This window comes from Tenuibacillus multivorans, assembly GCF_900103915.1.
GTDB lineage: Bacteria > Bacillota > Bacilli > Bacillales > Alkalibacillaceae > Tenuibacillus > Tenuibacillus multivorans.
On record NZ_FNIG01000003.1, the window covers coordinates 175,997 to 201,261 of the forward strand.

Annotated in this window: 25 protein-coding genes, 1 pseudogene and 1 other annotated feature; of the genes and pseudogenes, 2 read left to right on the top strand and 24 right to left on the bottom strand. The window is 37.8% G+C overall.

The features are described from left to right. Positions 1 to 51: 51 nt before the first annotated feature. The 9 genes from aspS to BLP77_RS05885 form a co-directional block, all read right to left on the bottom strand. On the bottom strand, positions 52 to 1,824 hold the full coding sequence (aspS, locus tag BLP77_RS05845; RefSeq protein WP_093856185.1) for an aspartate--tRNA ligase: 1,773 nt from the start codon (positions 1,822 to 1,824) through the stop codon (positions 52 to 54). A 15-nt stretch (positions 1,825 to 1,839) separates the two neighbouring features. Then, positions 1,840 to 3,108: a histidine--tRNA ligase gene (hisS, locus tag BLP77_RS05850; protein WP_093856186.1), complete on the bottom strand. Its 1,269-nt coding sequence runs from the start codon at positions 3,106 to 3,108 to the stop codon at positions 1,840 to 1,842. An 83-nt stretch (positions 3,109 to 3,191) separates the two neighbouring features. Further along, positions 3,192 to 3,417: a binding site (T-box leader), on the bottom strand. Between the two features lie 54 nt (positions 3,418 to 3,471). After that, positions 3,472 to 3,915, bottom strand: a complete 444-nt coding sequence (dtd, locus tag BLP77_RS05855; protein ID WP_093856187.1) for a D-aminoacyl-tRNA deacylase — start codon at positions 3,913 to 3,915, stop codon at positions 3,472 to 3,474. A gap of 15 nt (positions 3,916 to 3,930) precedes the next feature. Next, on the bottom strand, positions 3,931 to 6,126 hold the full coding sequence (locus BLP77_RS05860) for a RelA/SpoT family protein (RefSeq protein WP_093856188.1): 2,196 nt from the start codon (positions 6,124 to 6,126) through the stop codon (positions 3,931 to 3,933). Positions 6,127 to 6,263: 137 nt separating this feature from the next. After that, complete coding sequence (locus BLP77_RS05865) at positions 6,264 to 6,776, bottom strand: adenine phosphoribosyltransferase (RefSeq protein ID WP_093856189.1); 513 nt, start codon at positions 6,774 to 6,776, stop codon at positions 6,264 to 6,266. Next, complete coding sequence (recJ, locus tag BLP77_RS05870) at positions 6,766 to 9,084, bottom strand: single-stranded-DNA-specific exonuclease RecJ (protein WP_093856190.1); 2,319 nt, start codon at positions 9,082 to 9,084, stop codon at positions 6,766 to 6,768. The genes BLP77_RS05865 and recJ overlap by 11 nt, the downstream gene beginning before the upstream one ends. A 65-nt stretch (positions 9,085 to 9,149) precedes the next feature. Beyond that, complete coding sequence (locus BLP77_RS05875) at positions 9,150 to 9,470, bottom strand: LapA family protein (RefSeq protein ID WP_093856191.1); 321 nt, start codon at positions 9,468 to 9,470, stop codon at positions 9,150 to 9,152. A gap of 117 nt (positions 9,471 to 9,587) precedes the next feature. Beyond that, positions 9,588 to 11,864, bottom strand: a complete 2,277-nt coding sequence (gene secDF / locus BLP77_RS05880; protein WP_093856192.1) for a protein translocase subunit SecDF — start codon at positions 11,862 to 11,864, stop codon at positions 9,588 to 9,590. Between the two features lie 37 nt (positions 11,865 to 11,901). After that, positions 11,902 to 12,189 (bottom strand): post-transcriptional regulator, encoded by a 288-nt coding sequence (locus BLP77_RS05885; RefSeq protein ID WP_093856421.1) that lies wholly within the window; start codon positions 12,187 to 12,189, stop codon positions 11,902 to 11,904. Between the two features lie 120 nt (positions 12,190 to 12,309). Between BLP77_RS05885 and spoVB the strand changes: the two genes are divergently transcribed. Then, the gene (gene spoVB / locus BLP77_RS05890; protein ID WP_093856193.1) at positions 12,310 to 13,851 is read left to right on the top strand and encodes a stage V sporulation protein B; all 1,542 of its coding nucleotides are present in this window, start codon (positions 12,310 to 12,312) and stop codon (positions 13,849 to 13,851) included. On the opposite strand, the gene BLP77_RS05895 is transcribed toward spoVB, so the two are convergent. Continuing rightward, positions 13,848 to 14,492, bottom strand: coding sequence for a DUF421 domain-containing protein (locus tag BLP77_RS05895; RefSeq protein WP_093856194.1), 645 nt, complete (start codon positions 14,490 to 14,492; stop codon positions 13,848 to 13,850). The genes spoVB and BLP77_RS05895 overlap by 4 nt on opposite strands. A gap of 69 nt (positions 14,493 to 14,561) precedes the next feature. Further along, positions 14,562 to 15,869 (bottom strand): ArsB/NhaD family transporter, encoded by a 1,308-nt coding sequence (locus BLP77_RS05900; RefSeq protein ID WP_342668918.1) that lies wholly within the window; start codon positions 15,867 to 15,869, stop codon positions 14,562 to 14,564. A gap of 106 nt (positions 15,870 to 15,975) precedes the next feature. Between BLP77_RS05900 and BLP77_RS05905 the strand changes: the two genes are divergently transcribed. Beyond that, on the top strand, positions 15,976 to 16,344 hold the full coding sequence (locus BLP77_RS05905) for a TIGR04086 family membrane protein (protein ID WP_093856196.1): 369 nt from the start codon (positions 15,976 to 15,978) through the stop codon (positions 16,342 to 16,344). Positions 16,345 to 16,390: 46 nt separating this feature from the next. On the opposite strand, the gene yajC is transcribed toward BLP77_RS05905, so the two are convergent. The 13 genes and pseudogenes from yajC to BLP77_RS05965 all read right to left on the bottom strand — a co-directional run bounded on the left by yajC (position 16,391) and on the right by BLP77_RS05965 (position 25,237). Beyond that, positions 16,391 to 16,654: a preprotein translocase subunit YajC gene (gene yajC / locus BLP77_RS05910; RefSeq protein WP_093856197.1), complete on the bottom strand. Its 264-nt coding sequence runs from the start codon at positions 16,652 to 16,654 to the stop codon at positions 16,391 to 16,393. 15 nt (positions 16,655 to 16,669) lie between these two features. Beyond that, entirely contained in the window at positions 16,670 to 17,809 is a 1,140-nt protein-coding gene (gene tgt / locus BLP77_RS05915; protein ID WP_093856198.1) for a tRNA guanosine(34) transglycosylase Tgt, read from the bottom strand. 16 nt (positions 17,810 to 17,825) lie between these two features. Next, the gene (gene queA / locus BLP77_RS05920) at positions 17,826 to 18,854 is read right to left on the bottom strand and encodes a tRNA preQ1(34) S-adenosylmethionine ribosyltransferase-isomerase QueA (RefSeq protein WP_093856199.1); all 1,029 of its coding nucleotides are present in this window, start codon (positions 18,852 to 18,854) and stop codon (positions 17,826 to 17,828) included. 17 nt (positions 18,855 to 18,871) lie between these two features. Continuing rightward, entirely contained in the window at positions 18,872 to 19,072 is a 201-nt protein-coding gene (locus BLP77_RS05925; RefSeq protein ID WP_245686815.1) for a DUF2905 domain-containing protein, read from the bottom strand. Positions 19,073 to 19,074: 2 nt separating this feature from the next. Then, positions 19,075 to 20,070: a Holliday junction branch migration DNA helicase RuvB gene (gene ruvB, locus BLP77_RS05930; protein WP_093856201.1), complete on the bottom strand. Its 996-nt coding sequence runs from the start codon at positions 20,068 to 20,070 to the stop codon at positions 19,075 to 19,077. 16 nt (positions 20,071 to 20,086) lie between these two features. Further along, positions 20,087 to 20,695, bottom strand: a complete 609-nt coding sequence (gene ruvA / locus BLP77_RS05935; RefSeq protein WP_093856202.1) for a Holliday junction branch migration protein RuvA — start codon at positions 20,693 to 20,695, stop codon at positions 20,087 to 20,089. A 108-nt stretch (positions 20,696 to 20,803) separates the two neighbouring features. Next, positions 20,804 to 21,523: a YebC/PmpR family DNA-binding transcriptional regulator gene (locus tag BLP77_RS05940; protein WP_093856203.1), complete on the bottom strand. Its 720-nt coding sequence runs from the start codon at positions 21,521 to 21,523 to the stop codon at positions 20,804 to 20,806. Positions 21,524 to 21,545: 22 nt separating this feature from the next. After that, the gene (locus BLP77_RS05945; RefSeq protein WP_093856204.1) at positions 21,546 to 22,301 is read right to left on the bottom strand and encodes a (S)-benzoin forming benzil reductase; all 756 of its coding nucleotides are present in this window, start codon (positions 22,299 to 22,301) and stop codon (positions 21,546 to 21,548) included. 56 nt (positions 22,302 to 22,357) lie between these two features. Beyond that, a complete protein-coding gene (locus BLP77_RS05950) occupies positions 22,358 to 22,867 on the bottom strand; it encodes a YhcN/YlaJ family sporulation lipoprotein (protein ID WP_093856205.1) in 510 nt (169 codons plus the stop codon). 52 nt (positions 22,868 to 22,919) lie between these two features. Then, positions 22,920 to 23,678 (bottom strand): NAD(+) synthase, encoded by a 759-nt coding sequence (nadE, locus tag BLP77_RS05955; protein WP_093856206.1) that lies wholly within the window; start codon positions 23,676 to 23,678, stop codon positions 22,920 to 22,922. 67 nt (positions 23,679 to 23,745) lie between these two features. Continuing rightward, positions 23,746 to 24,483, bottom strand: a complete 738-nt coding sequence (locus BLP77_RS05960) for a LysM peptidoglycan-binding domain-containing protein (protein WP_093856207.1) — start codon at positions 24,481 to 24,483, stop codon at positions 23,746 to 23,748. Positions 24,484 to 24,595: 112 nt separating this feature from the next. Continuing rightward, positions 24,596 to 24,751: pseudogene (locus BLP77_RS16250) on the bottom strand (helix-turn-helix domain-containing protein). Positions 24,752 to 24,760: 9 nt separating this feature from the next. After that, on the bottom strand, positions 24,761 to 25,237 hold the full coding sequence (locus BLP77_RS05965) for a DUF2975 domain-containing protein (protein WP_093856208.1): 477 nt from the start codon (positions 25,235 to 25,237) through the stop codon (positions 24,761 to 24,763). Positions 25,238 to 25,265: the final 28 nt, after the last annotated feature.

The window sequence follows — 25,265 nt, forward strand, 5'->3', positions numbered from 1 at the left end:
TAAACGCAATTCAACACTGATAACGTAGTCATTTCGATGTATTTTTTTCCATTACTCATCTGACTTTTGTTGCAGTTTTAAATACAATTCATCTAGCTGATTTCCATCGACTGGTGATGGTGCATCAGTTAATAAGTCGGCTGCTGAAGCCGTTTTCGGGAACAAGATTGTATCCCGTAAATTCGTTTTACCTGCCAAAATCATCACAATTCGGTCTAAACCTAACGCGATTCCACCATGAGGTGGGGCTCCAAACTCAAGCGCCTCAAGTAAGAAACCGAATTGTTCTTCTGCTTCTTCTTCGGAAAATCCAAGCGTTTTCAGCATTTGTTCTTGAAGCTCTTTTTGATAAATACGTAGCGAACCACCGCCTAACTCATAGCCATTTAATACAACATCATAGGCTTGTGCTTTAACGTTTGCAGGATCTTCATCAATACGATCTATATCTTGTGTCTGTGGCATCGTAAAAGGGTGGTGAGCCGCATGGTAACGTCCTTCATCTTCATCGTATTCATATAGTGGCCAATCCGTCACCCATAAGAAATTAAGTTTGGATTCATCAATTAAGCCAAGCTCTTTACCCAATTTTAACCTTAAAGCTCCTAAGCTATCAGCAACAACGTTTGCTTTATCAGCAACGAATAACAATAGGTCCTGATCCGTTGCGTTTAGCTTTTCACTTAACGCTTGGACTTCATCTGTTTCGAAAAATTTCGCAATAGGTCCGGAAAATTCATTTCCGTCTACTTTCATCCACGCTAGTCCTTTTGCACCATAAACAGAAACAGATTCTGTCAGTTTATCAATATCTTTTCTTGAAAAATTGTTTGCCTGACCTTTAACATTAATGGCACTAACTTTTCCACCTGATTCAACAGCACTTTTGAATACTTTGAATCCACTATCAGCGACAACATCACTTACATTAACCAGTTCCATCTCAAATCGTGTATCTGGTTTGTCTGAGCCGTAACGCTCCATCGCTTCATCATAGGTCATACGCGGGAATGGCGTTGCAACATCAACACCTTTTACTTCTTTTACGACAGATTGAAGCATTTCTTCCGTCATAGCCATAATCTCTTCCTGTGACATAAAGGATGTTTCAATATCTAGTTGCGTAAACTCTGGTTGACGATCAGCACGCAAATCTTCATCACGGAAACAACGCGTAATTTGATAATACTTTTCGTAACCCGAAATCATGAGCAATTGCTTAAATAATTGTGGTGATTGTGGTAAAGCGTAAAAATCACCAGGGTGAACACGACTCGGAACAAGATAGTCACGCGCGCCCTCAGGGGTACTTTTGGTCAGCATAGGCGTTTCCATCTCGAAAAAGCCTTGATGATTTAAATAGTGGCGAAAAGATTGTGATATGAGGTGACGTAATTTCATCGTCTCCTGCATCTCTTCACGACGTAAATCTAGATAACGGTATTTCAAACGGATTTCTTCTGTAGCTTCCGTTTTATTTTCAATTTTAATCGGGAGTGCTTTTGATTTATTTAAAATTTCTACACGCTCAGCTACCACTTCAACTTCGCCAGTTTTCATCTTCGGGTTAACGGTATTTTCATCTCGCTTTTTCACGGTTCCTTCAATGGTGACAACATATTCGCCACGTAATTTTTCTGCTGTTTCTAATGCTCCTTGATTAATATCAGGATTGAAGACGACCTGAACAATACCAGAGCGGTCACGTAGATCAACGAATATTAATCCGCCCAGGTCACGCCGTCTTTGAACCCATCCTTTTAATAATACTTTCTGTTCAACTAATTCACTTGTAATTAAGCCACAATGTGTACGACTTTCCATGCTGTTGTTTCCTCCTTAAAAGCCTGCTTTAATTTCTGTTGATATATCCTTGATTTGAACGGTCTTTTGTTCACCAGACTGTTGATTCTTAACATTTGCAACACCTTGGTTTACTTCATCTTCACCAATGATACAAACGTAAGCTGCTCCTATTCGATCAGCTGCTTTAAATTGACCTTTCATTTTCTTATCTAAGTAATCCTGATCCGTTTTAATTCCGTCTTTACGAAGCTGATAAACAACGTTTGAAGCAGTATATTTGGCATCTTCACCGATTGCAATGACATAACAATCAACCGTCTCATCGTACTCGAGTTCAATACCTTCAGCTTCTATTGCCATAATTAAACGTTCAATACTTAGGGCGAAGCCGATCCCCGAAATATCTGGCCCACCTAATTCTTCAATCAGACCGTTATACCGTCCACCACCAGATAGCGTTGTAATTGAGCCAAATCCATCTGCTTCACTCATAATTTCAAACGCGGTATGTGTATAATAATCTAATCCTCTCACTAACGTATCATCGACGACGTAGTCAATCCCCATGGCATCGAGGTGTTTTTTAACATGTTCAAAATAACGAGACGACTCTTCGTTAAGATAGTCCAAAATCGAAGGTGCTGTTTTCATCGCTTCGTGATCCCGATCTACCTTACAATCCAATAACCGTAAAGGATTTTGTTCTAGTCGGTTTTGGCAATCCTGACACAACTCATCTTTAACCGGTGTAAAGTGATCAACTAAAGCATTGCGATGAGCCTCGCGACTTTCTTTGTCACCTAGGCTGTTGATTACTAATTTTAATGATTTTAATCCTAGCGATTGATAACAAGCCATTGCGAAGGCCATGACCTCGGCATCTATGGCAGGGTGTGCACTACCAATTGCTTCTATTCCAAACTGGGTAAATTGTCTCGTACGTCCTTGCTGCGGTCTTTCATAACGAAACATCGGGCCCATGTAATATAACTTCGTCGGTTGTTCCGGTGAGCCGTGTATTTTATGTTGGACATAAGCACGTGCCACTGAAGCTGTTCCTTCAGGTCTTAAGGTTAAGCTTCGTCCACCTCGGTCCTGAAAAGTGTACATCTCCTTCTGCACGATATCCGTCGAATCCCCAACACTTCGTTGAAATAGTTCGGTTCGTTCAAACATCGGTGTACGAATCTCTTTATAGTGATAGATTTGTGCTAAATGGATTAACTGTTCCTCTATTGCTTGCCATTTTTTTGCCGTTTCAGGTAATAAATCTTCTGTCCCTCTAGGAACATGGATATTCATTAAAGCCCCTCCTTTTTTTGTTCGTCACAACGTTAAAATTATTTTAAAATTAAAAAAGTCCCTATCAAAGCCATATTAACTTTGATAGGGACGAGTATACCCGTGTTGCCACCCTGATTAAAGTGATGATAATCACTTTCACTTCATTATGTAACGCTTTTAAAGCGGCCAGCACCTACTAAGTTATAGGTTCGATGCGGCACCTCCAGAATGTCTTTCATAAAGTTAACGAATAGGTTTATTCTCAGCCTATGATAAACCCTCTCTGAATCGTTAATTCTTTATTACTCTTTCCTTCATCAGTTTTTCGTATTCAAATGTTTCACTTATCATATATGGCTTTTTTCCATCTGTCAAGACTTATTATTGGTCTGTATCTAAAATTAATGTAACCGGGCCGTCATTAATTAATGAAACCTTCATATATTCCTGAAAAACGCCAGTCTCAACAGGTACTCCTAATTCACGTACCCGTTCATTAAATTTTTCATAAAGTTCATTAGCGTATTCAGGTTTGGCTGCTTGCATAAAGTTTGGTCGTCTTCCTTTACGACAATCACCGTACAAGGTGAATTGAGAAATCGATAATATTTTTCCACCAACATCTTTAACAGACAAATTCATCTTTTCCTGATCATCTTCAAAAATACGCAAATTTGTTATTTTATCTGCTAGAAATTCAACATCTTTTTCAGTATCCTCATGTGTGACACCGATTAAAACGACTAGCCCTTGTTCAATCGCACCTGTTGTTTCCTCTTTTACATCCACATTTCCTTTTGTGACACGTTGTATGACTGCTCGCATGTAAACCAAAACTCCTTAATGTAACGTTCTTTGTACGGCAAACACATCGCGGATTTTTTTAATCCGATCGACAATTCGTTTTAAATGGTCGACGTTATGGATCAAAATGGTTAAGTTAATCGTAGCCATTTTGTGGCGATCTGATTTTCCATTCACAGCTGTAATGCTGGTATTCGTTTCATTAATAGCCTGAAGGATATCATTGAGAAATCCACTTCGATCAAACCCTGATACTTCAAGGTCAACGCTATAGCTTTTTCGCTCCTGCTCTAGGTTGTCCCATTCAACTTCAATTAGTCTTGATTCATCTTCATGTTTAATATTTGGGCAATCACTTCGATGAACGGAAACGCCACGACCGCGTGTAATAAAACCGACAATGTCATCACCAGGTACTGGGTTACAGCATTTCGATAAACGGATTAATAAATTATCTATTCCTTTAACATAAACCCCTGATCCTGAAGAACGACGACGTTTATTTTCAACCTCTTGCTGCATTTCTTTAATCGAGTTTTCTAAATCTCTTGCGCGTTCTTTCTCCCGAAGCTTTTCAGTCACTCGGTTTGCTACTTGTTGGGCTGTGACACCTTGATAACCAACAGCTGCATAAAGGTCCTCAGCTGTATTAAAATGAAAGCGATCTAACGCTAGCTGGATATTTTCCTCAACGAGCACTTCCTTCGGTTGAAAACCAAGATTTTTAATTTCAGCTTCGACAGCTTCCCGGCCTCGTTCCACATTTTCTTCACGTCGTTGCTTTTTGAAAAATTGTTTAATTTTATTTTTAGCTTGTGTCGTTTGGGTAATTTTAAGCCAATCCTCAGACGGACCATAGGAATGCTTAGACGTTAGGATTTCAACTATATCCCCTGTTTTAAGCTTATAATCTAATGGTTCCATTTTTCCGTTTACTTTTGCTCCAATCGTTTTATTACCGACCTCCGTATGAATACGGTAAGCAAAGTCTAACGGAATGGACCCACTTGGAAGCTCAATCACATCACCGTTAGGCGTAAATACGTACACCATATCAGAGAAGAAATCGACTTTAAGTGACTCCATAAATTCTTCTGCATCATTCGTTTCATTTTGCCACTCCAATATTTCTCTAAACCAAGTGAGCTGTCGTGACATATCCTTTTGCTGATCGGCTCCTGTTTTACCTTCTTTATAGGCCCAGTGTGCCGCAATCCCGTATTCAGCAATGTCGTGCATATCTTGTGTACGAATTTGAACTTCTAACGGTTCTCCTTTTGGACCAATTACGGTTGTATGAAGTGATTGATATAAGTTCGGCTTCGGCATTGCAATATAATCTTTAAAACGACCAGGCATCGGTTTCCAACAAGTATGGATGATTCCAAGGACGGCATAGCATTCCTTAATACTTTTAACAATCACCCGAACCGCTAATAAATCGTAAATTTCATTAAAATCTTTCTTCTGATGAACCATTTTTCGATAAATGCTATAGATATGTTTCGGACGTCCAGAAATATCAGCTGTTATATTGACATCCCCAAGCTGAGAGTTAATTTCATCAATCACTTGTTCAATATACTGAACTCGTTTATCTCGTTTTTGTTTCATCAGATGGACAATTCGGTAGTACTGTTGTGGATTCATATAGCGTAGTGCCGTATCTTCTAGTTCCCATTTAATGGTGGAGATTCCGAGCCGGTGCGCTAATGGGGCAAAAATCTCTAAAGTCTCATTGGCGATGCGTCGTTGTTTTTCCTCCGGAAGATGGGATAATGTCCGCATGTTATGTAAGCGATCAGCTAGCTTAATTAAAATAACCCGAATATCTTTAGACATCGCAATAAACATTTTTCGGTGATTCTCCGCTTGCTGAGCCTGTTTAGACTTATATTTAATTTTACCCAATTTGGTGACACCATCGACTAATAATGCGATTTCTTCGCTGAATTCCTCTTTTAAATCGTCATATGTAACATCTGTATCCTCTAGGACATCATGAAGGAACCCACCAGCAATCGTAGCTGGATCCATCTCTAAGTTAATTAATATGCTAGCTACTTGAACAGGGTGGATAATATATGCTTCACCAGATTTTCGTACTTGTCCTTCATGAGCCTGTTCTGCATATTCATAAGCATGTCGAAGCAAAGCCGTATTTTGTTCATTTATATACTGGCTTGCTTCCCCTAAAACTTCTTCGATTGTCTTCGTTTGATGTTTTGCCATACAATCACCTAGTCATCCAAATAAAATCAAGTCACTGTTATATTATTAATAATTTATAGAAAATTGTAAAGTTAAGTCAAATATTTTTGATTAATTATAATATCGGCTGACTCTTTTGGTGAGCCAGCCGAATACAATTAATATTCCATTAACGTTAAGACATCATATCCTTTTAATTTATCTCGACCGTTTAAATAAGACAACTCAATTAAAAAGGCACAACCGGCTACTTCGCCTCCGAGTTGTTCAACTAAATCAACGGAAGCTTCAACCGTTCCACCTGTAGCTAATAGGTCATCGATAATTAAAACACGCTGTCCCGGTTTAATCGCATCTTTGTGTATGGTAAGAACATTCTCACCGTATTCTAAACCGTAATCAACTTTTATTACTTCACGCGGAAGCTTACCTTCCTTACGCACTGGAGCAAACCCAATTCCTAAGGCATAAGAAACCGGACAACCGACGATAAATCCTCGTGCCTCTGGTCCAACAACGATATCAACATCTTTTTTCTTAGCGTATTCTACAATATCATCTACAGCTGATTTAAAAGCTTTACCATTATCCATTAACGTTGTAATATCTTTAAATTTAATACCTTCTTTAGGCCAATCATCAACAATGGTAATGTACTGTTTATAATCCATGTACAATTTCTCCTTCCTTCATATGAGGCTCCAATTGAGCAAACATCCAATCCTTAAGTTCTTTTGTTGTTGAATAATACAAAGTTTCTTCGACCTTAATTTGCTGTAATTTTTCTTGATAGCTTGTCGAATTTTTGAGTGGTTGTTGATTGACGTCGGTTTTTAAAACTATGTCACCATTCTCCATTGTAACAAAATTCAGCTCAAAAAACACTTGAAGCATAAAATCTAACTGCTCTAACGTCCAACCTTTAGCTTTAGCTAACTGACCTTTTTGTGCTTCCTTAATAGTTTTATGCTGTGTCAGTGTAACGTAAAGACGTTTAAACTGGTCACGGTTACAATGATTACTAAAAAATTCCTGATTATGGTTTTCAAAACAAGCGTAAATGGAATGATATGGCGTCATGGATAATACCTCTTGGATCGATTCTAGTTGATGAGGTAAATCAATAAACATGATTTTTTTAACGTCTTTTAATTGTTCATTTAACTGGAGTTTACCCTTATTATAATCAACCAATGGATAATCTAAAAATGATGATTGACCTGTAAACGTAACCGCCACAACTCCTTCATTTGGAACGGCATCCAACTGTTTTTGACCACGAAAATCAAACAACTGAGTTTCTAAACAGCGCAAATCTTTTATTTTCATTTGCAGCTTACGATGCCCGTTCCATTCGTTTACTTCGATTTCACCGACAACATCAATGTGACAACCGGGAGTTAACTGATCGGCAACATGTCCGAGCTGAAAGCCAACCATCTCAATTCGTTCATCATCACTAAGCGCTGTAATTTTAACATGGTTTTTATTCGCACCGATTTTACGAGCCTCACGTAAGGTCAAATGACTCATTTGGAAATACGGTTTAGCATTACCCATTCCATATGGGGCTAAATATTGTAACTGTTTAGGGAATTCAATATCAATCTCATCCCAATTAATCTCATCTTCTATTTCCAACGTTTGTTGAAAATCATCTTCATCTAAACGTTCATCTGCCTGTTCATTTAAGGCACGTCTTAAGTCATCAATATGATCAACTGCAACCGTCATCCCTGCGGCTTGGGCATGGCCGCCAAACTGTAAAAATAGATGGCGCAATTCCATACCATTTTTAAACATATCATAGGATGGAATACTGCGAGCACTACCCTTCGCTTCGTTTGTTTCCGAATCTATTCCTAACACAATCGCTGGGCGGAAGTATTGATTGACAATACGTGAAGCGACAATACCTAATACGCCCGGATTCCATCCTTCTTTTGCTAATAATATGACCTTATCATCTTTATGCTTCGCTTCAATCTCATCTATCGCTTCATCAACAATTGAAGCAACGATTTGTTGTCGTTCTTTATTTATATGTTCAATTTCTTCAGCCATATCCACAGCGATTAACTCGTCGTCTTCTAGTAATAGATCAACCGCTAGTGAAGCATCCTGTAATCTTCCGACCGCATTCAAGCGAGGGCCTATGATAAATCCGATTGATTCTTCAGTTAAATTGTCGTCTATTTTACCAAACTTTTTAAGCGCAACTAAACCGGGATCCGTTGTATGTTTTAAAACTTCAAGGCCTTTTTTTACTATGATTCGGTTCTCGTTTTTTAATGGGACTAAATCCGCCACAGTGCCAATCGCTGCTAATGCTAATAAATCTTTTGGTAGCTCGCCTAATAACGCATGAGCTAACTTAAAGGCAACCCCAACGCCTGCAAGACTATCAAATGGATAGGTCTCCGCAAGTCTAGGATGAATGATCGCATAAGCATCAGGCATTTCATCCTGTTCCTCATGGTGATCCGTAATAATTAAATCCATTCCAAGCTGCTTAGCTATCCTGGCTTCATTAGGGGCAGCAATCCCGGTATCAACGGTCAAAATTAAATCTACACCAGCTTGACTAGCCTCTCTAAAAGCTTGTTCATTAGGGCCATATCCTTCCGTAAACCGGTTCGGAATATAATAGTTCACATGAGCCCCTAAATCCCGTAATGTTTTGATCATAACTGCGGTTGATGTTACCCCATCAGCATCATAATCACCGAAAATAAGGATCTGTTCATCGTTTTGAATAGCACGCTGTACCCTATCAACAGCCTTTTCCATATCAGGAAACAAAAAAGGATCGTGCAAATCATTTATATCAGCCTGTAAAAACTGATTAGCATCCTCTGATGTATGTATACCTCGTTTGACTAACATTCGTTTAATCACACTTGAACTTGAAAAAGGTAAATCAATATCGGGTGTTTCTTCAACTTTATGTATGTTCCAATTCATTCTACTCTCTAGCATAAATTCACCCCTAACCTAACTCATTATACTAGAGCTTATTAGGGGTATCAATGAGGTAGTGTTGATTAAGATCCATTTAAATCGTTAGAATGAGGCTCATCTGTGTCGTCGTCTGGTAAATGGTACGAATCAGGTCCTTCATTAATCTGTCTCTTCTCTTCTTTTAGTGACTTAACCTGACGTTGGAGTTGATAGATCTTTGAAAAACTAAAGCCCACGATTAAGAGTGCGCCCATTAAGACAGATATTAAGATAACAAGAATCAGTGGTACATCTGTTGTTATGAATAAGAAGTCCACTTCAACTGCCTCAACATTAATGACAGCGAAAATAGCTATTAAGACCGCAAAGATGATAGAAATAATAATCCATGATTGCTGTTTCATTGACTCAGCTCCTCTCAATACCTAGTAAATTTATTATGTCTTTATTAATTAAAGCGAATTCAAGATAATTAGAAAAACAAAAACAGACTTAACCAAAATGGCTAAGTCTGCCTGTATTTATACTTGTGGTCCGTCAGTTTTTTGTTTCTTTCTAAAGTCAACTGGTTTATTGTCAATGTTTTTACCTCTCCATACTAACCATAGTTGTGCGGCTAAGAATAGAGAAGAATAAGTACCCGCGGTTAACCCAACAATTAATGCGAATGAAAAGTAGGTAATCGCTTGAGCACCAAAGATAAATAACATCAAGGCAGCAAACACAACAGTAATAACTGTATTGAAACTCCGGGCCAGTGTCTGCATTAAACTTTTATTCACGACATGACCAAGTTGCTTAAAGGTTTTGACACGTTTTTCCATCCGGAGATTTTCCCTAATCCGGTCAAAGGTGACAATCGTGTCATTAATCGAATAACCGACAATGGTTAAGATAGCAGCTATAATAATGACACTAAACTCAAATTGGAACACACTAAATAATGCGAGTATAAAGAATGCATCATGTAATAGTGCAATGATCGCCGTGATCGCAAAGAATAGTTCAAATCGGAATGCGACATATATAATGATACCAATTGATGCATATATGACAGCCTTTACGGCATTCATCGCCAGCTCGCGACCAACCTTTGGCGTGACCGTACTCACATTTGGCGCATTACCATATTGCTCACTAAAGTGTGAGTTGACCTCCGCTATTTGATCTTTACTTAAGACTGTGTCAAAGCGTGCCATTCCAATGTCCTGATCTTCACCAGCAATCACGACTTGTTTTGGTTCTATACCTAACTCGCCGAATTGTTCTTCAACCATTTCAGTTGTTAGTGGCTGATCGCCTAATACTTCGACACGTGTCCCGGCAACAAAATCAATGCCTAAATTTAGACCTCTAAAGGTTAAGAAGATGACACCTATTAAAACTAACCCAATGGAAATCATGAAAAATTTCTTACGATGCTTCACAAAATTAAATGTTTTTCCAAATACATGCGGTTTAACCTCTTCACCTTTTGTAATATCTTTAATCTCTTTTGGATTAACACCAAACCATTTCGGTCTTTTATTTAGGAATTTACTATTGACCCAAAGACCAAGTAACAAACGCGTTAAGTAAACAGCGGTAATAAAGCTTAACACAATACTAATAATTAACATCGTCGCAAAACCTTTAACCGAGCTTGTACCAAAAATAAATAGTACGATTGCCGCTAATATCGTTGTAATGTTAGCATCCAGTATTGTTGCAAGTGAACGTTTATTACCAGCTTTAAAGGCAGATAATGTCGTTTTACCAGCTTTTAGTTCTTCTTTAATGCGTTCGTACGTAATAATATTGGCATCAACAGCCATACCGACACCGAGTACAAGTGCAGCAATACCTGGTAATGTTAGAACACCATTTATTAAGTTAAACACCGCTAGGATTAAGAAGATGTAAACACTTAATGTAATCGAAGCAATAACACCTAGAAAACGATAATAAACAATCATATATAGGAAGATTAAAATAACCCCAATTATACTCGCAAATACCGTTTTATCTAACGCCTGTTCACCAAATTGTGCCCCAACTGAAAATGAGTAAATTTCATTTAAATCTGCTGGTAGAGAACCTGCATTAAGTAAATCAGCTAACTGTTTGGCTTCTTCAATAGATGCCATATTAGTAATCTGTATATTATTACTGGCAATTGGTCCATTACTAAATGTTGGGGCAGAAATGATTTTCTGTTGCTCCTCAGGCTTTTGCATTTCTGCTTCAAAAGAATCGCCTTCCTCATAGTCCATCCAAATAACGAGTTGACCACTAGTACCAAAATTGTCAACAATAGCCCTCGAAACGGCTCCAAAATTTTCATAATCACTATTTTCAAAGTTTCTGTTGACTTCCAAATTTACAACAGGTTTATTCGTTGGACCAAAATCCTGTTGTGCACTTCCTGGAACGATTTCCGATCCATCAAAATATAATTTATCATTAACATCACGGAACGAAAGCTGAGCTGTTGTCGAGAGTATTTCTCTCGCTTCGTTCTGGTTCTCGACACCAGCTAACTGGACGCGTATCCGGTTATCTCCTTCGATATCAATTTGAGGTTCATTAACCCCTAAAATATCGACACGTTCATATAAACTAGATACCACCGCATCTAACAGTGTATCGTTAACTTCTCCATCACCTTGTGGTTCTACTTCATATAGTAATTCAAAACCGCCTTGGAGATCTAAACCAAGTGGTATTCCTTTTGCAACTGAATTTGTTGTTGAGCCTATTAGACCCCCCAATATAATTACAATTAGAAAAAAGGCGACTATTCTGCCCTTTCTGCCCATATGTACTGCCCCCTTAAAAACCTTCCTGGTCACGACTTTATTGTTTTTCAGAACTTGTTAAGGCTTCAATTTGAGCCATTAAATCGGTGTGTTGCTGACTTTGTACAGTTAAATAGCTCATATAGATATTTCCACTTAAATGTAATATATCTTGTACAACTTGGAACAATGGTTTTTCTTGTTCCTTTTTCCAAACTTTCTTCTTTAAGCATTCCCAAACCTCTGTTTCATTTGCGGCATCATACCCTAACAATTTTAACTCGCTTACTTTACTTTGTAAAACGTCTTTAATATATGGTCTCCATACGTCAACGTGTTGCACCATTGGATCCAAGCGAATTTCCTCCTTCATTAACCGAAAGTCGGTGTCATGACTTGTACATCTATTAGCATATACATTATTGTACCGAATTTTCATCTCTTTGAGAAGGTAGGCTTTCAAAAAATGACAAAACAAACATTCATCAAAGGTGCATTAATTTTAATAGTCGCTGGCATGATTAGTCGTCTTTTAGGTTTTGTAAACCGTATCGTATTGGCACGTCTTCTAGGTGATGAGGGCGTCGGCGTTTATATGTTAGCCTTACCGGCTCTCTTTTTAATGATCACATTGTCACAAATTGGTATACCTATTGCTGTATCCAAGTTAGTTGCTGAGGCAAGTATTCAAAAGGATACCCAACGTATTAAAAAGATTTTATTTATATCATTTTCCATCACCATATCTTTAAGTGTTATCTTGACTTTGGCATTCATTGCTCTAGCACCTATTGTGTCAAATCATTTATTATTGGACGAGCGTACGTATATACCGATGCTCATGATTAGTCCAATTATACCGATTGTCGCTATTTCTGCCGTCATCCGCGGATACTTTCAAGGTAAACAAAATATGAAGCCACAAGCAGCCGCACAAGTCATTGAACAAGTCGTACGGATCAGTTTAGTCTTTATATTTATTCAGATTATGCTGCCATTCGGTATTTCCTATGCAGCAGGCGGAGCCATGTTTGCTGTTGTGATTGGGGAATTAGCTTCACTTGGCTACATGTACTATTGTTTTAAAACAGATTGGCAAAGACCGGTATCCATATTCACAAAATTCTCGTTTCCACAGTTAAGGCAATCCGTATCAGATATTATGAAAATTGCTATACCAACGGCAGGGACACGATTAATCGGCTCTGTCACATATTTTTTAGAGCCAATCTTAGTCTCACAAAGTTTGTTTATCGCTGGATATACTGTGTCACAAAGTACCTCAGCCTATGGCCAATTAACGGGTTACGTTTTACCTTTATTATTACTGCCGACTTTTATTACACACTCATTATCAGTCGCTCTTATTCCTTCTGTGAGTGAGTTTAATGCATTAAATCATCAAGGCTCAGTTCATTATCGTATTAGACAAGCTTTGCGATTATCCTACGCTTCAGGTGGCTTAGTGACGATTGTGTTCATGCTATATGCACAACCACTCCTAAGCATCGTTTACGGCAATGTTGATGGGACAACCTTTTTGAGCTTTATGGCACCATTTTTCCTATTGCTTTATTTCCAAGGGCCATTACAAGCCGCCCTTCAGGCCTTAAACTATGCCAAGCAAGCCATGATCAATAGCTTAATTGGATCAGTTGTGAAGTTATCTGCCCTATGGCTATTGGCGACGAAGCCTTCATTTGGAATAAACGGAGTTGTCATTGCCATTATTGTTGGGGTCGTTGTTGTCACAACTTTACATTTTATAACCCTATATAAAACAATCGGATTTAAAATACCAGTTGGTCTACTGTTTAAAATGGTTGGTCTTCTGGCGGGTCTATATTACATTGGCTCAAAGCTTCAAGAAACTTGGGGAGCAAGCCCGAACATTATTTATTTAGCTTTGGCCATTATGATTCTATGCATCGCTTATTTTATCGGACTCGTCATTTTACGAATTGTATCTAAAGAAGAATGGCAACAATTGAGTAAAAGTCGTCGTTAGTTTTTAATATCGATAAACAATTGATGATCGTCATTCAATTGAGCAAGTGAAATTTGTTTAAAGTCATGTACACCTCGTGATTCAAACATTTTGATTAATTCTTCTTTCGTTAAATTGTATTTCTCCAATGTTCGTTGCTGGATTTCACCGTCAATAATCACTGGTTCGATAATAGACGGTGGGTGATCCTTTTTTTCAAAGACAGAAAGCTTGCCACTCGTCTCAAGAATGGCAAGCTCAATCTCTCTTAAATCAATAATCCCATTTTCCCTTAGCTGAACGAGTAAATCGTCCATATTATAACGCTGACGCTTCATTTCGCGTTCATTAATTTTTCCATTACGTATAATAACAGAAGGCCTTCCATCTAAGAATTCCCTAAATCTATTACTTTTAAGGGAAAGGAAGGCCGTAAATCGTTGAACAACTAATAAGACAAGCATGGGGGTTAATAATAAGAAAAATGAATCCTCAGTATTCTCAATTGAGAAAATGGCGATCTCAGCTAGCATGATAAAGACGACTAAATCCATAACACTTAATTCACCAATTTCCCGTTTGCCCATTAATCGAAATACAATAAAAATTGCGATATAAACACCAAGCGTACGAATAATTAAAAGCCATATATCTTCAAACATTTCGTCTCAACCTTTACATATATTCGCCCTTAATATGTCCACAAGAATCACGTTTATACAGCGAATCTTTTAAAGAAAATAACGGGTTAATACATAAATCGTTGAGATGATTAATGAAATCAAGACAATGAAGAGTCCAATTAGCATAAATTTAATAAAGCTAATTTTCTCTTGTTGCGTGCTCGCAATCCCTGCTACAACAACATTAGCTGAGGCACCAAGTAATGACCCATTTCCACCTAAACACGCCCCAAGTGCCAAGGACCACCATAAAGGGTCAATTGGACTCACACCAAATGTTTGAAACTCTTCAATCACCGGAATCATTGAGGCAACATAAGGGATATTATCAACAAATCCCGATAGAATACCTGCTGACCACAGAATAACTACAGACGACATTAGGGCATCTCCCTCAGTCCAATCAATAAAAGTATAAGCAATTCGATCGATAATTCCTGCCTTCTCTAAACCACCTACTAAGACAAATAAACCGATAAAGAAAAATAATGTCGTCCACTCTACTTTCTGAAACACAACTTCACTCGATTCATCCTTTTCAGATATGAGTAGCATTAATAAAGCAGATATAATGGCAATGGTCGTAAGCTCGACGTGTAAAAATCCATGAAAGGTAAAAGCAACAATAGTCAGTACTAGAATCGTAATGGATTGGTATAAAAGTGGTGATACACGTAGCGAATCAGTTGGTTTTAACGAACGTATAAAGGATTCATCAATTGTATCACCTGTTAATAGTACCCTTCTAAACATGAAATAAAGCAAAATCATTGTCACCCCGTGAATGATAACAACAACTGGTCCTAAATGTTGAATAAAATCCAGAAAATCAAAATAGGGTACAGCTTGTCCAATCATAATGTTCGGAGGGTCCCCAATCATCGTTGCTGTACCACCTATATTCGAACTGATAATAACGTTCACTAAATATGGAAACGATGAAAGTTTGAGTTGTTTAACCATATGTAGTAGGACTGGTACTAAAAGTAACACCGTTGTCACATTGTCTAATAAGGCTGATCCAATAGCCGTTAAAGCGCCAATCCAAAAAAATAATGCAACAGGCTTGCCACTTACTTTTTTAATCATCCAAAGGGCAATAAACTCAAATATACCTGTCCGTTGTGTTATCGAGATCATCACCATCATCGAAAATAACAGCGCAATCGTGCTCCAGTCGACGTATGATGATAATGCCTCGTCCCATGAAAAAACACCGAATAACACCATAAGAGCTGCACCCGTCGCTGCCACTAATGCGCGATTAATTCTGTCTAACAATAAAAAGACGTAACTAATGACGAAAATCGTGATAACTAATATGGCTTCCATTATTTTATCCCCTTTTGCAATTATCCCTTATGAAATAAATACGTCTTTTCTCTATGAAACATGCATATTTTATACTAAAGAATCCTCGCCAGGTTGGCGTTATGATATTAATAATAAGGAGGTTTAGCAAATGGGTGACAGAATGAAAGCGAGTCTTGTAGGAGTCGTTGCGATCATAGGTTTTATGCTGGTTTGCAGTTTAATCATCGCACTAATCGTAAACTTCTCGAGTATGTCTGATTCAGCTTTTAGGTGGACAAGTTTTATTACGAGTGTCTTAGTTTTAATGATTGGAGGCTTTATCGGTGGACGTAAAACAGAAGAAAAAGGTTGGATGACAGGGGTCATTGTTGGGGTTATCTATACCATTGGGATCGTTCTTTATCAGTTTCTAGCACAAAATACGTGGATGTATGATAGTCAATTACTCTACTTTTTAATTTTTATCATTGCAGCGACAGTCGGCAGCATGCTTGGCGTTAATACACGGAAGACATAAATGCATTAAAAGAGCCGAACCTTTGATTAAGTTCGGCTCTTTATGATTAATTTGATTGTACGACTTCGCGTACAGCAGAACGATCATATGTAAGTTTCGTTCCATCTTCCACTTCTAACACAAGCGTTCCTTCATCTAAAGCATGTACACTACCATGCAGGCCGCCAATTGTAATAATATGATCTCCTTTTTGTAAGTTCGATTGCATCTCCCTTACTTGTTTTTGACGCTTTTGTTGCGGTCGAATTAAGATCAACCAGAACAATAGGATAAATAAAATAATTGGTAATAAACTACCTAAAAGATCCACAAATCCCCCTCCTTTCTAGAAATTCTTAGCATTTGGTTTATTAAAACCATATTGATCAAAAAATTGATCTCGAAAATCACCTAAGCGATCTTCTTTTATGGCTTTTCTCACTTTCTCCATCAATTTTACCAAAAAGTACAGGTTATGATAAGTCGTAAGTCTAATTCCTAATGTTTCATTTGCTTTAATCAAGTGACGAATGTAAGCCTTTGTATAGTTGCGGCATGTGTAACAGTCACAATTTTCGTCTAAAGGTGTAAAATCTCTTGCGAATTTCGCATTACGAACGACAAGTCGACCATGGGATGTCATACATGTCCCATTGCGGGCAATTCGTGTCGGTAATACACAGTCAAACATGTCGACTCCACGTATCGCACCATCTACTAATGAATCCGGTGACCCAACGCCCATTAAATAGCGGGGCTTATCGGACGGTAGTAATGGTGTCGTAAACTCTAATACGTTATTCATTACATCTTTTGGTTCTCCTACAGACAATCCGCCAATGGCATAGCCTGGGAAATCCAATGAGACTAAATCACGAGCACTTTGTTTTCTTAAATCTTCATACTTACCACCTTGAACAATTCCAAATAAACCTTGCTTATCTTTATTTTGGTGTGCCTCTAAACAACGTTCCGCCCAACGGCTTGTTCGATTAACAGAGCTTTCCATATACTCGTGGGAGGCAGGATATGGTGGGCACTCATCAAAAGCCATCATAATATCTGAGCCTAGAGAATTTTGAATGCGCATCGCTTTTTCAGGTGATAAAAATAACTTTTCGCCACTTAAATGATTTCTAAAGTGAACGCCTTCTTCATGAATCTTACGTCGATCACTTAAACTAAATACCTGGAATCCACCAGAATCGGTTAAAATGGACCCATCCCAATTCATAAAGGAATGAAGACCACCAGCTTCTTCTACGATATCTTCACCCGGTCTAATCCAAAGGTGATAAGTGTTCGATAATATAATATTCGCCCCCATTTCCTTCAATTCCTCCGGGGCCATCGTTTTGACGGTTGCTAATGTTCCAACCGGCATAAAAACAGGTGTTTCAAACGAACCATGCGGCGTTGTCACTCTACCTAAGCGCGCACCTGTTTGTTTGCATGTCTTAATCAATTCATACGTTATTGCTGTCATGTTCGATTCACCTTTACTATAAAATTAACATGGCATCGCCAAAGCTAAAAAATCGATACTTCTCCACTACCGCTTCTTGATAAGCCTTCAAAATAAAATCCTTTGTTGAAAACGCACTCACAAGCATGATGAGCGTAGACTTCGGTAAATGAAAATTTGTAATCATCGCATCAATTGCTTTAAATTTATATGGGGGATAAATAAAAATATCGGTCCAGCCACTTTTTTCTTTAAATACCCCATTTTCATCACGTGCAATCGTTTCTAATGTTCGAACTGAGGTTGTTCCAACAGCCACGATTTTATGCCCATCAGATTTAACTTGATTGAGTAAATCAGCCGTCTCTTGATTCATTTGGTAAAACTCAGCATGCATATCGTGTTCTTCTATGTTATCTACTTGAACGGGGCGAAACGTTCCCAAACCCACATGTAGGGTGATATTAGCTATATGGACTCCTTTAGCTTTAATTTGCTCTAATAACTCCTCTGTAAAGTGAAGGCCTGCTGTCGGTGCTGCCGCTGATCCAGCTTCCTCTGCGTAAACAGTTTGATACCGGTCACGATCATCAAGCTGTTCTTTAATATAAGGTGGTAACGGCATTTCACCAAGCTGATCAAGTACTTCTAAAAAGATCCCATCATATTCAAAACGAATTTCACGACCGCCATGTTCTTTGATACCAATACACACTGCTTTTAATCGTCCATCACCAAATGATAACCGGGTACCTATTTTTACTTTTTTCGCTGGCTTAACGAGGACTTCCCAGTCGTCACCCTCTTGCTGAGTTAGCAGTAACACTTCAACCTTGCCACCCGTGTCTTCCTTTTGTCCAAAAAGCCGAGCAGGAAGTACCTTCGTATTGTTTAATACTAAGCAATCCCCAGGCTGTAAATAGTCGATTATATGATAGAAATATTTGTGGTCGATCTTTTGATTTTCTCGGTTTAATACCATCAATCGTGAGTCAGATCGATTCGCTAATGGCGTTTGAGCAATCTGTTCTTCAGGTAAATCAAAATCAAAATCATTTACATTCATGACGTATTCACTTCCCTTTATCTAAACCTACCGATAATAAAAAAGATTAAGCTAAGTATTATACTGATGACGATCGAGGTCACAATTGGGAAATAAATGGTTGTATTACCCTTTTTAAAGGTTATATCACCTGGTAACTTCCCAATAAAATTCCAAGCTAAGCCAATGATAATTAAAACAACACCTGTAAAAATAATGATCTTTCCAAACCCAGGCAAGGTCATTCTACCTCCCTATCAAAATGTTCGTAAGCCTTGAAGGTTGCGACTCGACCTCTAGGTGTTCGTTGAATAAAGCCTTGTTGTAATAAAAACGGTTCGTAAACATCTTCAATCGTTTGTGATTCTTCACCAATTGTAGCTGATATCGTGTCTAAACCGACAGGCCCACCTTGAAATTGATCGATAATGCCTAACAAATACTTATGGTCAATATGATCTAACCCTGCTACATCAACTTGAAGCATGGATAACGCTTTTTGTGTCGTTTCAAATGTAATACTTTTTTCTTGCTTAACCTGAGCAATATCACGCACGCGTTTTAACAAGCGGTTAGCGATACGTGGCGTCCCACGTGAACGTGATGCAATCTCATCTGCTGCCTCTTCATCAATGTCCACTTCAAAAATATCTGCCGTCCTATTTATAATCATGCTCAATTCTTCAACGTTATAAAACTCCAATCGACTAAGTACCCCGAACCGATCACGTAAAGGCGCTGATAATAAGCCAGCTCGTGTTGTTGCGCCAACTAGAGTAAATGGCGGAAGCTCTAATCGAACGGATCGTGCACTAGAGCCCTGACCAATGACAATGTCTAAAACAAAGTCCTCCATCGCTGGATAAAGAATTTCCTCAACGGAACGAGGTAAACGATGAATTTCATCGATAAATAAAACATCGCCAGCTTCTAACGATGATAAGATGGCGGCTAAATCACCGGCACGTTCAATCGCTGGACCTGATGTTGTACGAAATTGCACACCCATTTCATTTGCAATAATCGATGCTAATGTTGTTTTCCCTAAGCCAGGTGGGCCATACAATAATACATGATCAAGTGATTCTTCACGCATTCGGGCCGCTTCAATAAAAATACCTAAATTTTCTTTCGTTTTCGATTGTCCAATATATTGAGACAAAGTCGATGGTCTTAAGCTTTGTTCGACTTCATGGTCTTCATACTGAAGTTCACCTGATACCATACGGTCGTCCATCTTCTCTCACCCACTTTTATCGCATTAATAATTGTAGACCTTTTTTTATGACATCATCCGTTGACTTTGCTTCTAATGCTTTTAATTGATTAGAAATGCCGTTGATTTCCCTTGCAGAATAACCTAAAGATTTTAAGGCTTCAACCGCTTCATCATAATAAATGTGATGACTAGTAGCTTGTGTAACTGATTCAGTTAACGTTTGACTGGATTGAGCATTCATCCATTCCGTTACTTTTCCTTTTAAATCTAAAACCATTTGCCTAGCTGTTTTCTTACCCACTCCTGGGAATTTCGTTAAATAAGCGTCATCTTCCCGGTCTATAGCCATCGCAAAGTCATGTGCTGATGTTTGGCCAACGATACTTAGCGCATTTTTCGGACCAATTCCCGATACATTTAATAACTTTTTAAATAATTCCTTCTCTTCTTCCTCTTTAAAACCATACATCATTTGTGTATCTTCTCGAACATAAAAATATGTATAAACTTTCACACGCTCGTTAATTTTATCTTGAAAACGATATGGGTTAGGACTAAAAATCTCATACCCAATGCCTGATACATCGATGACGATATGGTCCTCTTTAATCGTCATTAATTCCCCATCTATATATGCGTACATGTGATTCCTCCTATACCTATGAACAAACGTTCTATTACTATTGTAACATGTTTAGGACTAAATCACCTTATCAATGTGAAAACCCTCCCCTAAATGGAGAGGGAAGGTCTACTGCATATTATGATGAACTTCTTGAACATCATCTAAATCATCTAGCATATCTATCAGATTATCCATATCATCTGATTGATCATCCGAAATCGATGTATACGTATCAGGGAACATCGATAACTCGGCTACCTCAAGTTGATAAGATTCTTGGAGTGTGTTTTTAACATCCTCAAAATCCTCAACTGCTGTATAAATTTCGTATACTTCGTCATTCGCTTCGACTTCTTCGCATCCCGCTTCTATGGCTTCTAGCATAAATGTATCTTCATCAACTTCAATATCATCACGCTTAATCACGATATAACCTTTTCTATGGAACATGAAGGATACACAGCCGTTTTCACCGAGGTTACCATTATTTTTGGAAAACGCGTGACGCACTTCAGATGCAGTTCTGTTTTTGTTATCGGTTAAGGTTTCAACCATGACCGCGATGCCACCAGGTCCATAACCTTCATACACGATCTCTTCATAGTTTTCCCCATCTAAATTTCCGGTTGCTTTATTGATTGCACGATCAATATTATCATTTGGCATATTGTTTGCCTTTGCCTTATCGATTGCTAAACGTAATGCACTATTCGTTTCTAAATCGTCACCACCCTGTTTAGCTGCAACGTAAATCTCCTTGGCTAATTTCATAAAAATCTTTCCACGCTTTGCGTCTTTTGCGTTCTTTTTATGTTTAATATTATGCCATTTTGAATGCCCTGCCATGCTGTCTCCTCCCTCTTTCTGATTAAACTAAATCATATACCCGATAAACTTTACCATTATCAATTTGTTCTGGTTGCGTGATTAATTTCATCAAGATGTCTGCCACTTCTTTTGGACTTCTTAACTGACCTTCTTCTTTGTATTGTTTAAATTGTTCAACATTTTTAAATGATTCCTCATCTGTACTTCGGATTTCCTTCTGCATATCTGTATCCATAATCCCCGGGCTGAACGCGATATAAAGATCATTTGAATTCAATTCTTCCGCTTCGATTGCAGCTGTTTCCGTAAACATATTAACAGCAGATTTTGTTGAACAATAAGCATTCCATCCATATATGCCACGCTCACCTGCGCCAGAAGAAATATTCGTTACAAACAACCGGTTAGCGGTAATATGTTTTTTCATTGTATTAACAATCAACATAAGTGCAGTAAGGTTTACGGATACATGCTTAACAATATCATGGTTTTCTAGCGTGCCGACTGGACCTATTGGCGATACCATTCCAGCATTATTGACGATTAGTAATTCGTCCATTGATTCATCGTGTAACTTTCTAATGATTTCATGTAGAGTGTCATTTAGCTTTTCTAAATCACTTAAGTCACATGAATAATGATAATAAGATTTGCGATTTTCATTTGCTAAATTTTTCATTTCATTGGTTTTTCTTTTTCTAGAAATGGTCATGAGGTTATAGTCTTGTTTCAATAAATTTTTGGCTACTTCTTCACCGAGCCCGCGAGATGCACCTGTCACAATAGCAAATTTCATATTTTCTTCCCCCAATTTCTTATGTAACTGAAAAGGAGTTCAACTCCTTTTCAGAATTAATCCTTTTTACGATTTTCAATTCGATTATGAAATTCCATATCGACATAGACCGTAATATCTGTTCTATCAGTTATATTTTGAACGACTTCTTCAACTTTTTCAACGACTTCATCACGATCAGCACGACTTGCTAAGTTTATCGCTACGTAAATTTGATCCTGTTGAACAGATACGCCAGCTTCTCTAATTTCGCGCATGTTACGCAATTCATAATAAATTTGACGGTTTAGTTCATTTTCTCTCCGAAATTCTTCTGTTCGAATATTATCACGATTATCTGTATTACCTAATGATTCTTCAGTTTCACGTTGTTCATAATATTCATACGGATTTGGATAAGCATTGTAACGAATACGCTCCTCATCCGTTGTTTGTTGTTCCTGGTTCCACTGAATTTCAGTAGTTTGTTCACCGTCACTTATACTTTCTTTTTGTCGATCTGGATTGACGAAAGTACATGCGCTAAGGAATATTATACTAAAAAACAAGATTATTTTCTTAAACATGAAAACACCTCCGTTTTCATTAGTTTGAAATAAGAGGTGTTTCTACATTCATTTATTCTAGTGTGAAATGATGGAAATCCGGTGGTGATGTGGGTAACGCTCGCTTATGAGCCGTTCGCTGATGCATGTTAATTATTGTTTGTTCATCTTTTTCATCAACTTGTTCCCCATTCAAAAATGCATCGATCGTATCGTAAGAAATCCCCATTTCACTTTCGTCTGTCTGTCCTTCCCAAAGACCTGCACTCGGGGCTTTTGTAATGATCTGTTCAGGAACACCTAGCTCTCGAGCTATTTGACGGACCTCTGTTTTAGTGTAATGTAAAAGTGGTACCAAATCGACGCCACCATCACCGTATTTTGTAAAGTATCCAATATACCATTCCACAGCATTATCTGTTCCGACCACTAAGTAGTTGTAATTGGCTGCAATCGTATAAAGAGTACTCATACGTAGCCGGGCACGAAGATTTGCATCAGCCATTCTTTCTTTTTCTTCGTTCCACTCATTTTTATCCTTTAGCTGAGTTTTTATGCCATTAAATAAAAGATCATGCTGGTCGGTTAAATCAACTGTAACAGAATCAATTCCAGAACTTTCAGCGACTAATTGAGCATCATCCTCATCTTGACCATGGCTTTTACAGGGCATTATAATACCTAATGAATGATCAGGCATCGCCTGTTTAATTAAATACGCAACAACTGATGAATCAATGCCGCCACTTAAACCGACAAGTAGACCATTAACTTTCGCTTCTTTAACTTGCTGTTGTAACCATTGTACTAATTGTTCGATGTGATTCTTCATGTTTTATATCCCCTTCGACTTATTCACTACTGAATATTTTAACACAAACTAACAATGGTGCTCAAAATTAGTAGTAATAGCCTCCGCATCCACAAGGATTATATCCAGGATAGACGTAATTTGGATATGAGTAGTTCCAATATGTGTTATTTGGGTATGGATAATTGAAATAAGAATCATTCGAATACGAATAATTTGGATAGGCAGCATTCATTAAAGAATAAGCGTTAGGATAAGCATAATCAGGGTACATATGGCGATAATCATAATATACAGGTGTCATGGTTTGCACAGGATAATTGTAGTCATAATCGTAATCAAAAGGTTCATAAGGCTGCTCTTGGTAACCACTATCATAATCATGATCATGATCAGGTAAGAATTGTTGAATAAATTCATCCTCCTGATCCTCATCAATGGACGAAATCATTTTATCACTCATCACATATTCATCTTCATTAATTCTAGGTAATACTCGTGGTTGGTACGGATCGTGTGGAAGTTGAAAGTTCTTTTGATCACTTGATAATGCTTCATTCTCATTTTTACTTTGATCAACAACCTCACGATTAATTTCAGCATTGTCATCTTGAGTTTCTCTCTCAGGTGTCACTTCTTCAACCTTATCCTCATTTTTTGTTTGATGTTTTTCAAATTCCATCGGCACTTTTAATTTCATTTTTGGTAACAATTGATCAACACTTGACAATTGTCGATTCATATTCTGTAGCTCATCAGCTGATAAGCCGTATTTCTTAGCCACAGAATCAACTGTTTCACCTTTTTGCACAACATGTATTCTCATGGTGACAAATCTCCTTTCAGATAATATTCCCAATATCACATTATGCAAAAGTTCATAAAAGTTGAGCGTTTGCCTATATTGAAATTCACATTACTTATCATCATCATTGTATTCAAGGAGATTGACAGTCTAAAGCCTTACGAAGTACATCTAATGTTGAAAGTCGAACTGCTTTTGCTTTACCGTTTTTGATTAACCATCGTGATACCAACTCTTGTTAAAGTTCCGTTACACTCATTTTCTGTTTAGTATTAATCGTAATTCCCATCCTGATACCTCAGACCGTTAAGTCATTCTCGGCTTTTATATTAAAAGCATGTTTTAATAATTCTTGTAAAGTTGCAGCTAAGAGTGATACTAATAATGCCGCAAACGCAATAATGATACCGATTAGGGCAATCCCAGGATGAAGAGCACTTTGAGTCATCAAAACAATCATTCCTAAAATATATATCCCAATAATAACAAAAGCACTCCATTTAATACGTCTTAACGCTTCAACTGCTAATGTTGAAAATGCATTACTTTGATCAATATAACTCAAAAGCTTGAAGGCTTGATACAATGCAAAATAAAACGGAATTACCGTAGCGTATATTCCAATTAGGGTAGGATATTTTAAATAAGCAAACTCTGGAAAATTCTCTGCTGCTCTAATCGCTTGAGATGGTAGCCAAAAAATACAAAGCGTTAGAACAGCCATCCCGATTATAAAAATAGACGCAATTAAAAAAGTTACCGTTCCTTTTTTCATATATATGATCACCTCACGTTTTATTATA

Coding starts and splice junctions, on each gene's coding strand:
- dtd (WP_093856187.1), bottom strand. CDS start 3,915: ATGCGAGCAGTCATACAACGTGTCACAAAAGGAAATGTGGATGTAAAA.
- spoVB (WP_093856193.1), top strand. CDS start 12,310: ATGACAAAACAAACATTCATCAAAGGTGCATTAATTTTAATAGTCGCT.
- nadE (WP_093856206.1), bottom strand. CDS start 23,678: ATGAAGAATCACATCGAACAATTAGTACAATGGTTACAACAGCAAGTT.
- aspS (WP_093856185.1), bottom strand. CDS start 1,824: ATGGAAAGTCGTACACATTGTGGCTTAATTACAAGTGAATTAGTTGAA.
- hisS (WP_093856186.1), bottom strand. CDS start 3,108: ATGAATATCCATGTTCCTAGAGGGACAGAAGATTTATTACCTGAAACG.
- secDF (WP_093856192.1), bottom strand. CDS start 11,864: ATGGGCAGAAAGGGCAGAATAGTCGCCTTTTTTCTAATTGTAATTATA.
- queA (WP_093856199.1), bottom strand. CDS start 18,854: ATGAATGTAAATGATTTTGATTTTGATTTACCTGAAGAACAGATTGCT.
- BLP77_RS05865 (WP_093856189.1), bottom strand. CDS start 6,776: ATGGATTATAAACAGTACATTACCATTGTTGATGATTGGCCTAAAGAA.
- BLP77_RS05950 (WP_093856205.1), bottom strand. CDS start 22,867: ATGTTTAAGAAAATAATCTTGTTTTTTAGTATAATATTCCTTAGCGCA.
- ruvA (WP_093856202.1), bottom strand. CDS start 20,695: ATGTACGCATATATAGATGGGGAATTAATGACGATTAAAGAGGACCAT.
- BLP77_RS05905 (WP_093856196.1), top strand. CDS start 15,976: ATGGGTGACAGAATGAAAGCGAGTCTTGTAGGAGTCGTTGCGATCATA.
- BLP77_RS05895 (WP_093856194.1), bottom strand. CDS start 14,492: ATGTTTGAAGATATATGGCTTTTAATTATTCGTACGCTTGGTGTTTAT.
- BLP77_RS05875 (WP_093856191.1), bottom strand. CDS start 9,470: ATGAAACAGCAATCATGGATTATTATTTCTATCATCTTTGCGGTCTTA.
- BLP77_RS05940 (WP_093856203.1), bottom strand. CDS start 21,523: ATGGCAGGGCATTCAAAATGGCATAATATTAAACATAAAAAGAACGCA.
- BLP77_RS05965 (WP_093856208.1), bottom strand. CDS start 25,237: ATGAAAAAAGGAACGGTAACTTTTTTAATTGCGTCTATTTTTATAATC.
- BLP77_RS05960 (WP_093856207.1), bottom strand. CDS start 24,483: ATGAGAATACATGTTGTGCAAAAAGGTGAAACAGTTGATTCTGTGGCT.
- BLP77_RS05945 (WP_093856204.1), bottom strand. CDS start 22,301: ATGAAATTTGCTATTGTGACAGGTGCATCTCGCGGGCTCGGTGAAGAA.
- tgt (WP_093856198.1), bottom strand. CDS start 17,809: ATGACAGCAATAACGTATGAATTGATTAAGACATGCAAACAAACAGGT.
- ruvB (WP_093856201.1), bottom strand. CDS start 20,070: ATGGACGACCGTATGGTATCAGGTGAACTTCAGTATGAAGACCATGAA.
- BLP77_RS05885 (WP_093856421.1), bottom strand. CDS start 12,189: ATGGTGCAACACGTTGACGTATGGAGACCATATATTAAAGACGTTTTA.
- recJ (WP_093856190.1), bottom strand. CDS start 9,084: ATGCTAGAGAGTAGAATGAATTGGAACATACATAAAGTTGAAGAAACA.
- BLP77_RS05860 (WP_093856188.1), bottom strand. CDS start 6,126: ATGGCAAAACATCAAACGAAGACAATCGAAGAAGTTTTAGGGGAAGCA.